A 13,300-nucleotide genomic window follows, 5' to 3' on the forward strand; every position below is an offset into this window, starting at 1 on the left:
GAATGGGACCGCCTTGGCGATCCCATAAAGTTGAGTGTCCACAGATTCGTCCCCAGAATCATACCCAGGGGCGGGCTTGACTCGCGTGGTCTTCGAACTTGTCGATGTGATGGTCTTTTTCCATCGTCAGGCCGATATCGTCCAAACCATTCAGCAGGCAGTGCTTGCGGTGGGGGTCGACTTCGAATGCGATCACAACGCCGTCGGACGTGGTGATCTGCTGATCTTCCAGATGCACGGTCATGCGAGCGTTTTCGCCTTTATGTGCATCTTCCATCAGTACGGCATGATGTTCTTCTTCGACTACGATGGGCAGGATGCCGTTCTTGAAGCAGTTGTTAAAGAAGATGTCGGCAAAGCTAGTCGAGATCACAACCTTGATGCCGAAATCCTTGATTGCCCAGGGCGCGTGTTCCCGGGATGAGCCGCAGCCAAAATTGTCGCCGGCAACCAGAATCTCGGTGGCGCGATAGGCGGGCTTGTTGAGAACAAATTCTTCGTTCTCGCCGCCGTGGTCGTGATAGCGCATCTCATCAAACAGGACGACGCCAAGGCCGGACCGTTTGATGGTTTTCAGATGCACTTTCGGAATGATCATATCGGTGTCGATATTGATCAGAGGCATTGGGGCGGCCACCCCGTGGACTTTTTCAAACTTTTCCATGTCTACACTCCTGCAGGAGAGGGCCGCGCCCAAGTCCCGCTGTTAAGCTTCTTTCGCTTCGTTTGTTTCGCCTTTGGGTGCGTCTTTGATGAAGAACGCCATGAAGACCAGCCCGAGTCCGTTGAACAGCATCTCGATGCCCAGCAGAATCCCCAGCAGTTGCAGCAGCACGGCCGGATCAGTGGCGGCGAACCGCCAGATGATGATCGCCAGAACAATCGACATGATGCCGGAAATCAGCGTGGCCCAGAAATACTGCGTTCCCTTCATTTGGAACGACAGGATTACCCGGGCAATGCCGCCTGCCATGAACAGGATCAGGCAGACCGTGGCCAGCGTCACGGTGCCCTGCAACGGGTGATCCAGAAAGGACCAGCCCAGAAACAGCATCACCGCACCCATAATGAGCGACAGAGCCTTGTTGCCGGTGCCTTCTACTGTGAACCCGCCAACAACCTGCAATGCGCCGGAAACCAGCAGCAATATGCCGGTCACCACGGTCACGGCAATCGACGCCACCGCCGGCGCGCCCAGCACGAAAATGCCGAACACTATGGACAGAAGCCCCAGCAGGAGCCATTTGATCCAGTCACTCATGTCTTCAATCCCTCAAATATCTAGATATGAGAGCTTCTTACATCAATTCACGGACGTCTGTCAGCCGTCCAGTGATTGCCGCAGCGGCAGCCATCGCCGGGCTCAGAAGATGGGTGCGCCCACCCCGGCCCTGACGGCCTTCAAAATTGCGGTTCGAGGTTGCGGCACAGCGCTCGCCCGGCTGCAACTGATCGGGGTTCATAGCCAGGCACATCGAACATCCCGCCAGACGCCATTCAAACCCGGCCTCTTTGAAAATCTCCGCCAGACCTTCTTCCTCGGCCTGTGCGCGAACAAGGCCCGAGCCGGGCACAACCATCGCCCGCATACCGTCCTTGACCTTCTTGCCCTTCAGAATCTCAGCTGCGGCACGCAGGTCTTCGATCCGACCATTGGTGCACGAGCCGATAAAGACGGTGTCGACTTCGACATCGCTGAGTTTTTGACCAGCTTCCAGCCCCATATACTCGATGGACCGGCGGGCCGCGTCGACCTTGCCGCCCTCAAAGTCTTCGGGGTGCGGCACAGTTGCGGTGATCGGCAGCACGTCCTCGGGGCTGGTGCCCCAGGTGACTACAGGGGCGATGTCTTCGCCGCGCAGGGTGATGACCTTGTCGAAATGTGCGTCATCGTCGGTATAGAGCGTTTTCCACCAGTTCAAGGCAGCTTCCCACTGCGCGCCCTTCGGAGCGTGTGGGCGACCTTTGACGTAGCCATAGGTGGTTTCATCCGGAGCAATGAGACCGGCGCGCGCGCCGCCTTCGATCGCCATGTTGCAGACGGTCATGCGGCCTTCCATCGACAAATCGCGAATCGCTTCACCGCAATATTCGATCACATAACCGGTGCCCCCGGCGGTACCGGTCTCGCCGATCACAGCAAGAGTGATATCCTTGGCGGTCACGCCCGGCTGCAATTTGCCGGTGATCTCGACCTTCATGTTCTTGGATTTCTTCTGGATCAGGGTCTGCGTGGCCAGAACGTGCTCAACTTCGGACGTACCAATGCCATGGGCCAGCGCGCCAAAGGCACCGTGCGTTGCGGTGTGGCTGTCGCCGCAAACCACGGTCATACCGGGAAGGGTCCATCCCTGTTCCGGGCCGACAATGTGGACGATGCCCTGACGCACGTCATGAACTGGATAATAGTGAATGCCAAAATCCTTGGCGTTTTTGTCCAGCGCTTCGACCTGAATGCGTGATTCGGGGTTTTCGATCCCGTTCACACGATCGGCGGTGGTCGGAACGTTGTGGTCCGGTACCGCAATGGTCTTTTCCGGTGCGCGCACCGGGCGGCCGGCCATGCGCAGCCCTTCAAAGGCCTGCGGGCTGGTTACTTCGTGAACCAGATGGCGGTCGATATACAGCAAACAGGTGCCATCATCGGCTTCGTGCGCGACATGGGCATCCCAGATCTTGTCATAGAGTGTTTTGGGGGACATTGGTCCTCTCCCGTATGTAATGAGAAATAGCTGGCGAGTGGCTGGGTGCCGCCTATAGGCAGGCCAGAACCGTGCGGGCGGCCCCAAAGAACCGTTCACGCAGGCGCGTGCGGTCTTGCAGTGTCGGAGCAGGGGCCAAGTTGAGTCTCATGCGCACCAGATATATCGGGCCTTGCTGTCAATCAAGGTTCAATCCGGCATCAGGCTTGCATCACAACAAAACGCTGTTCAAGCTGCGGGTCAGGAGACCTGCATGAACCAAGACCTGATCCCCAGTTCGCTGGCTGACCTTTATGACACCATGGTCGCGGGCTTTACCGTACAATTTGAGAACCTTGCCGAATTGGTCGTCACGCCGGGCTGGCGGCAGTACCAGCTTGTGATTATTCTGGGTCTGTGGGCACTTGCCGTTGTGCTGAAGCTGACGACGCAAACCCGGTGGGACGCCTGGGCCCGCGCCCGCATCGGATGGCCAAAATGGCGACTGCGCACGTTGATTCAGCTGAAGCAGCGCCTGACACTGGTCTATTTCGTGCTGATTTCCTGGGCGCTGTATACGGTGATGCAGCAGATCACCTGGCCCTCACGCAGCTATATTATCGGAGTGGTCGCGACGCTGGCCGCCGCCTGGCTGGCTATCGCGCTGGTGGCCCGGTTGGTGCGCAACCGGACGCTGCGGCGGATATTCAAATGGGCAATGTGGGTCTATGCAACGCTGATTGCGCTGAATCTGACCGACGATGTGGCTGGTTTTCTGGACGGGGTGGCGATTTCAATTGGTGATCTGCATATCTCGGCACTGGGAATCCTCAAGGCGATTTTGCTGATTGGTGTCTTGCTGACTTTGGCGCGCATTGGCACCCGCGCTGCTGAACGGGGGCTGCAAAACAACGATGACATCACTCCGTCCATGCAGGTTCTGTTGTCCAAAGGAATTCAGGTGCTGTTGTATGGCGCCGTCTTTCTGGCCGCCATTCGCACGTTGGGGTTCGATCTGACCGGCATTGCGCTGTTGTCGGGGGCAATTGGCGTGGGGATCGGGTTTGGCCTGCAAAAGGTGGTGTCCAACCTGATTTCAGGTATCATCATCCTGATGGACCGGTCAATCAAACCGGGCGATGTGATCTCGCTGGGCGATACGTTCGGATGGATCAACGCGCTGGGTGCGCGCTATGTGTCGGTGGTGACGCGCGACGGGCGCGAATACCTGATCCCGAATGAGGACTTGATCACCAATCAGGTGGTGAACTGGTCGCATTCGGACCGGTTTGTGCGTTTGGATCTGGAGTTTGGCACCAGCTATGACGACGATCCGCACAAAGTGCGCGCAACGGCCAAAGATACGGTGAAAACTGTCCCGCGCGTGCTAAGCGGAAGTGGCCATGAACCGGTCTGCCATATTACCGGCTTCGGCGACAGCAGTGTGGACTATTTGCTACGTTTCTGGATTAGCGACCCGACCAAGGGGCTGACCAATATCCGGGGCAATGTCTACCTTGCGCTGTGGGATGCGTTCAAGGATCAGGGCATCTCGATCCCCTTCCCCCAGCGCGAAGTTCGGCTGCTATCCGACGACGCAGCTGCGCAACAGGTCGCCAAAGAGTGAGCCGCCGTGCGCCCGCCTACGCGGCCCTTCATTGAAATGTTGCATTCCCCTTGCTACCTTATTAGTACCCCTGCGCCGGGGTTTCACGGCGCGCAACAAAGGAGGACTATGTCCTGTCTCTACATACCCAGGCGGGTTTGCCCGCCGATGAAGGGGCCAAGATGATGGCCCACTCTCAGTCAATCAGCGACAAGCTGCTTGAGCGTATCCTTTCCTCACTTTCCGATGACAAGGCCGAAGACGTCGTGCAGATCAACCTGCAGGGCAAGTCGTCCGTCGCGGATCACATGGTCATTGCCTCGGGTCGTTCGACCCGACAGGTCTCGGCCATGGCGGAAAAACTGACGGATCGCATCAAGCAGGAATTCGGTTTCACCTCAAAGGTCGAAGGCAAGGATGCCGGCGATTGGGTGCTGATCGATACGGGCGACGTGATCGTCCATATCTTCCGCCCCGAAGTGCGTGAATTCTATCAGCTGGAAAAGATGTGGTTGCCCCAGGGCGGCAGCGCCTCGGCGAACTGAGGCGCTATCCCGGCCTGTATTGAAAGGCCGGAGACGAGAGAGACATGCGTATCAGCATAGTTGCGGTCGGGCGATTGCGCGCCGGACCGGAGAAGACCCTGCTTGACGATTACCTGACACGATTTGACCGGACCGGGCGTGGCTTGGGCCTTGGGCCTGCCCGCGTGATCGAGGTTGAGGACAAGAAAAACGCAGGCCAGGGGGCCGAGGCCGCGTTGCTGCGGAAGGCGCTGCCCAAGGGCGCGGTGATCTGCACGCTGGACGAACGCGGGCGGGTGATGACCTCACCGGATTTTGCCAACAAACTGGGCGGCTGGCGCGATGCGGGGCGGCAAGATCTGGCGCTGATCATTGGCGGGGCCGACGGAATAGGCCCTGAATTGCGGGCCGAGGCCGATTATTCCCTGTCTTTCGGATCGATGGTCTGGCCGCATATGCTGGTTCGTGTGATGCTGTCCGAGCAACTTTACCGGGCCGCAACCATCCTGTCGGGCGGTCCCTATCACCGGGTCTGACATGGCGCAGTTACTGATCGTTTACCATTCGCGTACCGGCGGAGCCCGGCAAATGGCCGAGGCTGCGGCAGACGCTGCACGGAATGAGGCCGAAGCCATCCTGAAACCCGCTGATCAGGCAGGCCCCGAAGATTTGCTGCGCGCCGATGGTTACATCTTTTGTGCACCTGAGAATCTGGCGGCGATTTCGGGTCTGATGAAAGAATTCTTTGACCGATGCTATTACCCGGTGCTGGGGCAGATCGAAGGCCGCCCTTATGCCCAGATGGTCTGTGCCGGATCAGATGGCGAAAACGCCGCCCGTCAGACCGCCCGTATCGCCACCGGCTGGCGGCTAAAAGAGGTTCAGCCGCCGCTGATCATCTGCACCCACGCGCAAACACCCGAGGCGATTCTGGCCGACAAGACCATCCCGCAGGATCAATTGGCCCTATGCCGCGAGATCGGCGCCGCGCTGGCGGCGGGCCTCAGCTTGGGTGTGTTCTGAAAGTTACTCCAGCGTGACGACCGTCGCGTCGGAATTCCAGCCGTCCACATTGCAGCGCGCTTGAATCTGCACCTGGCCCACCCCTTCCGGAATGACCACGCCGCTAAGCGACCGGGTGAAGGGCTGTTCGGTCTCATGCGGGTGATGCAGCACCCGCATCCCCAGTTCCTGCCCGTTCATATCCAAAACCCGCCATCCGTCCGCGTAGTGATCCCAACCGGTATCCGGGTGCCGGATGGTCACGTCGAATCGCCATGTCTCACCAGTCTGACGGGCCGATACGTTCTCGATCACGGAAGGATCGGCAAAGGCGGGTGTGGCCAGAAGGGCGCTGAGAATCAGATATCGCATTGCGCGAATATAGAAGCGTGGTGGATGCATGGGGATCACGTCTCTGTGTTGGGCGGAAGGGTCAATAGGATCGACCGTGATTGCGAGGCAAACTCGCGTCGGTACAATACGCCAAGGGTGATTAGTGTTCCCAAAATCAAAGCAATTGGCCCCAGTATCCACGCCAAAGATGCCAGCGCGAAATAGGTGGCCCGCAGGCCCCGGTTAAAGCTGCGCGCGGCGGTGACACTGATTTCGGCCGCCTGCGCCGCGCGTGGATAAGCTAGCGGGTCGTCCGGTTCATTCGGAACTGCGGCCATGATGACGGCGCAATAGCCAAACAGGCGATGCGCCCAGACATATTTCAGAAACGCATTGGCCAGGAACAGGATGACGACCAGGATCTTGATCTCCCACACCAGTGCCGGGGCGCTGCCGATGGCCAGATCGCTGGCCACCCCGGCCAGCCGTTCAGTATTGCCCAACAGCGCAAGCCCACCCCCTATGGCGATCATCGTGGTTGAGGCAAAGAACGTGCTGCCCTGCCGCATCGCCGCAACAACCTGTGCGTCGAACATCCGGGGCTGCCGTGTGACCATTTCCTGCATCCAGCAACGGCGGAAATCGTCCATCATCATCGAGACAGACTGCCTGTCCGGCGATGGATGCTCGATCCGCCAGCCGATCCACTGCCAGGCGCATAACAGCAGCACTACAGCGGCGTAATCCAACGTTGAAAACAGCAGGGCGCGGTCAATCCAGGTCATGGGTGCGACAGTAGGGGCAGAGATAGGAACTTGCCAGATGGGTAAATTGGTAATATTATTTTACCAAACGGAGGATCAGCGATGGAAATGCCCCGGCCAAATCCCGAAGTTCTGGCGCGCAAGCAGACCGTGGTATCGCGTCTGCTGCGAGTCTTGCCGCAGGACGCGGTCATTCACGACCCGGCCGAGACGCGCGCCTATGAATGCGACGCGCTGACGGCCTATCGCTGCCCGCCGATGCTGGCGGTTTTGCCATCATCGACGGCAGAGGTCGCGGATGTGCTGCGCATCTGCAATGAAGAGGGCGTGCCGGTGGTCCCGCGCGGCTCGGGCACCTCGCTGGCGGGTGGGGCGCTGCCCACGGCGGATTGCGTGATTCTGGGCATCGCCCGGATGAATGAGGTGCTGGAGGTCGACTACGACAACCGCTTCATCCGCGTGCAGACCGGTCGCACCAATCAGAGCGTCACCGGGGCCGTGGAAGAGGATGACTTCTTTTACGCCCCCGACCCGTCATCGCAACTGGCCTGTGCGATTGCGGGCAATATCGCGATGAATTCGGGCGGTGCACACTGCCTGAAATACGGCGTGACCACCAACAACCTGCTGGGCGTGACGATGGTGATGATGGATGGCAACGTGGTCGAGATTGGCGGTGCCCATCTGGATGCGGGCGGGCTGGACTTGCTGGGGGTAATCTGTGGCTCCGAAGGTCAGTTGGGCGTTGTGACCGAAGCCACCCTACGCATTCTGCGCAAACCCGAAGGCGCAAGGCCTGTTCTGATGGGGTTCGACGATAATGAGGTCGCCGGGCAGTGTGTGTCAGACATCATCAAGTCAGGCATCCTGCCTGTCGCGATCGAGTTCATGGACACGCTGTGCATCAAGGCCTGCGAAAACTTTGCCCATGCAGGATACCCGGACTGCACCGCGCTGCTGATCGTTGAGGTTGAAGGATCGGAGCCCGAGATCGACTATCAACTGTCCAAGATCATCGAGATCGCCAAACGCCACAACCCCGTGGAGCTGCGCGAAAGTCAGTCGGCCGAGGAAAGTGCGAAAATCTGGTTGGGCCGTAAATCCGCCTTTGGCGCGATGGGGCAGATGAACGACTACATGTGTCTGGATGGCACGATTCCGGTGTCCTCGCTGCCCGAGGTGCTGCGCCGGATCGGCGAGCTGAGCGAAGACTACGGTCTGCCTGTGGGCAACGTGTTCCACGCCGGTGATGGCAATATGCACCCGTTGATCCTGTTTGATGCCAACAAACCCGGCGATCTTGAAAAATGCGAGGCGTTTGGCGCTGACATTCTGCGGCTTTGCGTGGATGTGGGCGGCTGTCTGACCGGTGAGCATGGTGTGGGCATCGAAAAACGAGATTTGATGACCCATCAATATGACCCCGCAGACCTTGAGGCGCAGATGGCCGTCAAGGATGTGTTCGATCCGAACTGGTTGCTGAACCCAGCCAAAGTCTTCCCGCTGGATGTGTCCGAGGCTCGCCGCGATGCGCAGATCGCTGCAGAATAACGGCTCTAACAAAGAAGAATTGAAATGAAACCTGAGACAGAAGCCGAGCTGGCCGAGATGGTGGCCGGGTTGACCGAGCCGGTAAATATTGTTGGTGGCGGCACCCGTGGCATAACCGGACCCGCAGCCACAATCGAAACCGTAGGCTTAAGCGGCATAGCGCTGTACGAACCCGGCGCTCTGACCATCGTGGCACAGGTCGGAACGCCGCTGGCTCGGATTGAGGCCGCGCTAGAGGCGGAAGGGCAACAACTGGCGTTTGAGCCCATGGATCACCGGGGCTTACTAGGCACCGGAGGAACGCCGACCATTGGCGGTGTCGTGGCCACCAATATCTCGGGTCCGCGCCGGATTCAGGCTGGGGCCTGTCGCGATTTCCTGCTAGGCGTGCGCTTTGTCGATGGCACCGGGCAGGTGGTTAAGAACGGCGGCCGGGTGATGAAGAACGTGACCGGCTATGACTTGGTCAAGTTGATGGCGGGGTCCTGCGGCACATTGGGTGTACTGACCGAGGTGTCGCTGAAGGTTCTGCCCAAGCCCGAGGTCTCGGCAACGCTGGCCATCCAGGTTCCGGACACCACAACCGCCATCCGTGCGCTGTCAGCGGCGTTGAAATCCCCGTTCGAGGTCAGCGGCGCAGCCTATGACCCGCAGGACGGCCAAGCCCTGCTGCGGGTCGAAGGGTTCGCAGAGTCAGTGGCCTATCGCGTCGAACAGTTGAAGTCCGTGTTGGCGGGTATCGGCGAGATCGCCGAGGTCTCGGATTCCGCTGCTCTGTGGCGGGCGCTACGGGACGTCGCCGCGTTTCACGGCAAGGACGGCGATGTCTGGCGCATTTCAGTCAAGCCCTCGGACACGCCTGACCTCGCCGCGCGTCTTGAGGCAAAGCAGACACTGTTTGACTGGGGTGGGGGGCTGATCTGGGCTTTGGTTCCCAATGGCACCGACCTGCGCGCCCGGTTGGGTGCTTTTGAAGGTCACGCAACGCTGGTCCGGGCAGAGGCCTCTACGGCTGAAACCCTAGGGCGGTTTCAGCCTGAAGCTGCGCCTATTCAGGCTCTAACAAACGGAATTCGGCACAAATTTGACCCACGCGGTTTGTTGAATCCGGGGCTGATGGGGTAAGCACATGCAAACGACGTTTACCGAAAAGCAGTTGCAGGACCCGGCGATCAAACGCTCGAACGAGATCTTGCGCAGCTGCGTGCATTGCGGCTTTTGCACCGCTACCTGCCCGACCTATCAGGTGCTGGGCGACGAATTGGACAGCCCGCGCGGGCGCATCTACCTGATCAAGGACATGCTTGAGAATGAGCGGGTCCCCGACGCGAAAACGGTCAAACATATCGACCGCTGCCTGTCTTGCCTGGCTTGCATGACCACCTGCCCGTCGGGTGTGCACTACATGCATCTGGTCGACCACGCGCGGGAATACATCGAAGAGAACTACAAACGCCCCTTCACGGATCGGGCGCTGCGGTGGGTATTGGCACAGATCCTGCCCTACCCGATGCGGTTCCGCTGGGCACTGATCGGGGCAAAGCTGGGCCGCCCGTTGCGGCATTTGATGCCGGATGCGCGATTGCGGGCGATGTTGGACATGGCGCCGAAACATATCCCGCCCGTCAGCCGCAATGACGACCCGCAAAGCTTTGCGCCCCAAGGCCCGCGCATCAAACGCGTGGCACTAATGACGGGTTGCGCGCAAAAGGCGCTGAACACTGATATCAACGACGCCACAATCCGCCTGCTTACACGGACGGGGTGCGAGGTCGTGGTGGCGGACGGGGCCGGGTGCTGTGGCGCGCTGACCCATCATATGGGCAAGTCGAATGAAAGCCATAAAGCTGCAATAGCCAATATTAGAGCCTGGATAAATGAGTTGGACGGTGACGGTCTGGACGCCATCGTCATCAACACCTCAGGCTGTGGCACCACTGTGAAAGACTATGGCCATATGTTCCGCGATGGCCCTTTGGCCGAAGACGCCGCGCGGGTGTCCGCCCTTGCCATGGATATCAGCGAGTTGCTGGTGCAGCTGGACCTGCCTGAAGGCGCGGACAAGGGCATGACTGTTGCCTATCACGCGGCCTGTTCCCTGCAGCACGGGCAGCAGATCAAAACCCATCCCAAGGACCTGCTGAAACAGGCCGGATTCACAGTGGCTGAACCCGCCGACAGCCATTTGTGCTGCGGCAGTGCCGGGACTTACAACCTGATGCAGCCCGAAATCTCGGGCCAGTTGAAACAGCGCAAGGTCAAAACGTTAGAGGCTAAGAACCCTGATGTGATTGCGGCTGGCAATATCGGCTGCATGATGCAGATCGGGTCTGCCACGGATGTTCCGATTGTGCACACGGTCGAGTTGCTGGACTGGGCCACTGGTGGCCCCAAACCCCCGGCAATGCAGCAGAATCGCACTGTCGCATCGAATGTCCCGATCCTCAGGTAAAACCGGCTGATGCGGCGCTGCATCAGTTACCGCATGAAACCATTTCCGGCACACGCGCCCTATTTTCGCCCTACCCGACACATAGGAGAATAGGTCAACAGAAACGCCGGAGATTTGCGTGCGAAACTGGATCAGGGCTTTAGCGCTGGCTTTAACGCCGATGGCCGCCATGGCGCAGGACAGCGGGCTGAAAAGCCTGGACACCACCGATGCCGGACGGGCATGGATGGCGGTTGGCCGTCTGAACATAAATGGGTCAGGGTTTTGCACCGGCACACTTGTGTCGCCCACACTTGTTCTGACCGCAGCCCATTGTCTGTACGACAAGGTGACGGGCCAGCACATCGACTTATCGCAGGTCGAGTTTCTGGCCGCGTGGCGTCTGGGTCGTGCCTCGGCCTATCGGGCGGCGCGACAGGCCGTCATCCATCCGGATTACCAGTATGACACCAAGACCCCGAACGCAGGTCTGCGCAATGATATCGCGCTGATCGAGCTGTGGCAGCCGATTCGAAATACAGCGATCATTCCGTTTGAAACCGGCACCCGACCACGTCGGGGCGAAGAGGTCGGCGTCGTCTCATACGCGCATGACCGGGCCGAAGCCCCTGCGCTGCAAGAGGTTTGCTCGGTCATCACCCGCCGGACAGAGGTTCTGGTGATGTCCTGCGATGTTGAGCTCGGCTCGTCTGGTGCTCCGGTCTTTTCCTTTGACGGCGACCGCCCGCGCATCGTGTCGGTTGTTGCAGCCAAAGCTGAATATAAGGGGCAGCGCGTCTCCGTTGGAACCGCAGTAGAAGGTTCGCTGGAATTACTAGAGGCAGAACTGCTCGCTGGACGCGGATTTTCTGCGGCGGCCCCGCCAGGTGGAACAAGCCGAAACATCGGCGCTCGGTTTATCAAGCCATGATGCGGTCTGTATTAAGCTTTTTGCTGTGCCTGACGGTCTTGCCACTTGCCTCACACGCGCAAAGTGACAAGCGGAAACTGACGGACCGGGATGATCTCTATGGCTGGGAAGCGGTTGGTCGCCTGGATATCGGCGACCAGGGCTTTTGTACGGGCACCTTGATTGCGCAGGACCTGGTTCTGACGGCGGCTCATTGCGCGGTGGATCGCGCGACGGGGAACCCCTATGCGCCTGAAACTGTGACATTCCGGGCTGGCCTGAGTGACGGAACTTCCCTGGCCGATCGCAAGGTTACTCAGATCGCGGTCTATCCCGGGTATACCAACCGCCCGGAATTGATGGTCGAGTCTGTTCAGGCAGATGTCGCTCTGATGCGGTTGGACCAACCGATACCGTATACCGTGGCGAACCCGTTCGCGTTGTACAGCGGCCGCGTGACAGGAGCCGAGGTCAGTCTGGCCTCGTACGGGCGCGGTCGCTCCGAGGCGATCATGCGTGAGCGGTCCTGTCATATCCTGGACCGTCAACAAGGCCTGATCGTCTTTAATTGTGATATTACTTATGGCTCATCCGGCTCGGCGCTGTTGGCCAAAAAGGGCTCGCGCTGGCAAATACTGTCGGTTGTATCTGCCGTGGGCGCCTATCGCGGCCGGAAAGCCGGATTTGGCATGGAACTGTTTGGAATCGTTTCTGAACTCAAGGCGATTTTACGCCGCGATGCCCCCCAACCCAAGGCCACTATTCGCCGCTTGCAGGTGGGATCGGGTAAATCGAATACGGGCGCGAAATTCATCAATTCCGGCGGGTCTTGAACTCGGCCAAAAAGCTACCCATGTGAAATGTATCGGGTCGCCACAGACGGGGCCCGGCTACATCACCGCCCGTCCAAACGGAGGGCAAAACCGTACATCGCTCTGATATGAGGATATGACACATGCGTACATTTGATTTTGCACCGCTGCACCGCGCCACAGTTGGCTTTGACCAGATCGCCGACATGATGGATCGGGTTTTGACCAATGACGTGGCTCAGCCCAGCTATCCGCCTTACAACATCGAAAAAACTGATGCCGACACCTATCGCATCTCGGTTGCTGTCGCCGGGTTTTCGGAAAGCGATCTGTCGGTCGAAATGAAGGAAAACGCACTGATCGTTGCTGGTAAAAAAGCCGCCGAGGACGCAGAGCGCAGCTATTTGCACCGCGGCATCGCCACCCGCGCGTTCGAGCGCCGCTTTGCCTTGGCCGACCACGTCCGCGTCACTGGCGCGAGCCACGAAAACGGTATGTTGAACATTGACCTCAAGCGCGAGGTCCCCGAGGCCCTGAAACCGCGCCGGATCGAGATTTCCTCGTCCAAGGCCATTGAAAAGGATGTGGTTGACGCCAAAGCCGTGAACTAAGGCGGTCGATCACCACGCCGCGATAGTCTTCTCCTCTCTGGGCTATCGCACCACACGCCCCGCGTTCCTCCAGAC

15 protein-coding genes are annotated in these 13,300 nt (G+C 59.2%); 10 read left to right on the forward strand and 5 right to left on the reverse strand.

Translation table 11 applies throughout. From position 1 onward, the window contains the following. Positions 1-58: 58 nt before the first annotated feature. Genes leuD through leuC form a run of 3 tightly spaced genes read right to left on the reverse strand, consistent with a single transcriptional unit; the run spans position 59 to position 2,702 of the window. Complete coding sequence (gene leuD, locus RUM8411_RS14980) at positions 59-664, reverse strand: 3-isopropylmalate dehydratase small subunit (protein ID WP_085823529.1); 606 nt, start codon at positions 662-664, stop codon at positions 59-61. A 42-nt stretch (positions 665-706) separates the two neighbouring features. After that, positions 707-1,261, reverse strand: a complete 555-nt coding sequence (locus tag RUM8411_RS14985) for an HdeD family acid-resistance protein (RefSeq protein ID WP_085823530.1) — start codon at positions 1,259-1,261, stop codon at positions 707-709. Positions 1,262-1,298: 37 nt separating this feature from the next. Next, a complete protein-coding gene (gene leuC / locus RUM8411_RS14990) occupies positions 1,299-2,702 on the reverse strand; it encodes a 3-isopropylmalate dehydratase large subunit (protein ID WP_085823532.1) in 1,404 nt (467 codons plus the stop codon). 253 nt (positions 2,703-2,955) lie between these two features. Between leuC and RUM8411_RS14995 the strand changes: the two genes are divergently transcribed. The 4 genes from RUM8411_RS14995 to RUM8411_RS15010 all read left to right on the forward strand — a co-directional run bounded on the left by RUM8411_RS14995 (position 2,956) and on the right by RUM8411_RS15010 (position 5,834). Beyond that, complete coding sequence (locus tag RUM8411_RS14995; RefSeq protein WP_085823533.1) at positions 2,956-4,308, forward strand: mechanosensitive ion channel family protein; 1,353 nt, start codon at positions 2,956-2,958, stop codon at positions 4,306-4,308. A gap of 161 nt (positions 4,309-4,469) precedes the next feature. Beyond that, entirely contained in the window at positions 4,470-4,832 is a 363-nt protein-coding gene (gene rsfS / locus RUM8411_RS15000; protein ID WP_050605604.1) for a ribosome silencing factor, read from the forward strand. A gap of 44 nt (positions 4,833-4,876) precedes the next feature. Next, entirely contained in the window at positions 4,877-5,347 is a 471-nt protein-coding gene (rlmH, locus tag RUM8411_RS15005) for a 23S rRNA (pseudouridine(1915)-N(3))-methyltransferase RlmH (protein WP_085823534.1), read from the forward strand. A gap of 1 nt (position 5,348) precedes the next feature. Beyond that, positions 5,349-5,834, forward strand: coding sequence for a flavodoxin family protein (locus RUM8411_RS15010; protein ID WP_085823535.1), 486 nt, complete (start codon positions 5,349-5,351; stop codon positions 5,832-5,834). A gap of 3 nt (positions 5,835-5,837) precedes the next feature. Here RUM8411_RS15010 and RUM8411_RS15015 read toward each other — a convergent pair whose 3' ends face one another. Beyond that, positions 5,838-6,185, reverse strand: a complete 348-nt coding sequence (locus tag RUM8411_RS15015) for a hypothetical protein (RefSeq protein WP_085823691.1) — start codon at positions 6,183-6,185, stop codon at positions 5,838-5,840. Between the two features lie 35 nt (positions 6,186-6,220). Further along, complete coding sequence (locus RUM8411_RS15020) at positions 6,221-6,931, reverse strand: DUF599 domain-containing protein (RefSeq protein WP_085823536.1); 711 nt, start codon at positions 6,929-6,931, stop codon at positions 6,221-6,223. A gap of 81 nt (positions 6,932-7,012) precedes the next feature. Here RUM8411_RS15020 and RUM8411_RS15025 point away from each other — a divergent pair, with 81 nt between their 5' ends. The 6 genes from RUM8411_RS15025 to RUM8411_RS15050 all read left to right on the forward strand — a co-directional run bounded on the left by RUM8411_RS15025 (position 7,013) and on the right by RUM8411_RS15050 (position 13,225). Continuing rightward, the gene (locus RUM8411_RS15025; protein WP_085823538.1) at positions 7,013-8,461 is read left to right on the forward strand and encodes an FAD-linked oxidase C-terminal domain-containing protein; all 1,449 of its coding nucleotides are present in this window, start codon (positions 7,013-7,015) and stop codon (positions 8,459-8,461) included. A 24-nt stretch (positions 8,462-8,485) separates the two neighbouring features. Beyond that, positions 8,486-9,586 carry an FAD-binding protein gene (locus tag RUM8411_RS15030; protein ID WP_085823539.1) on the forward strand — a complete coding sequence of 367 codons (1,101 nt, stop codon included), beginning with the start codon at positions 8,486-8,488 and terminating at the stop codon, positions 9,584-9,586. Between the two features lie 4 nt (positions 9,587-9,590). Next, a complete protein-coding gene (gene glcF, locus RUM8411_RS15035) occupies positions 9,591-10,913 on the forward strand; it encodes a glycolate oxidase subunit GlcF (RefSeq protein ID WP_085823540.1) in 1,323 nt (440 codons plus the stop codon). Between the two features lie 118 nt (positions 10,914-11,031). Continuing rightward, entirely contained in the window at positions 11,032-11,823 is a 792-nt protein-coding gene (locus RUM8411_RS15040) for a trypsin-like serine peptidase (RefSeq protein ID WP_085823541.1), read from the forward strand. Beyond that, positions 11,820-12,635: a trypsin-like serine peptidase gene (locus RUM8411_RS15045; protein WP_085823542.1), complete on the forward strand. Its 816-nt coding sequence runs from the start codon at positions 11,820-11,822 to the stop codon at positions 12,633-12,635. The genes RUM8411_RS15040 and RUM8411_RS15045 overlap by 4 nt, the downstream gene beginning before the upstream one ends. Before the next feature lie 122 nt (positions 12,636-12,757). Beyond that, positions 12,758-13,225 carry an Hsp20 family protein gene (locus RUM8411_RS15050; RefSeq protein ID WP_085823543.1) on the forward strand — a complete coding sequence of 156 codons (468 nt, stop codon included), beginning with the start codon at positions 12,758-12,760 and terminating at the stop codon, positions 13,223-13,225. The last annotated feature ends 75 nt before the right edge of the window (positions 13,226-13,300 follow it).

The organism is Ruegeria meonggei, from assembly GCF_900172215.1.
Taxonomy (GTDB): Bacteria; Pseudomonadota; Alphaproteobacteria; order Rhodobacterales; family Rhodobacteraceae; genus Ruegeria; species Ruegeria meonggei.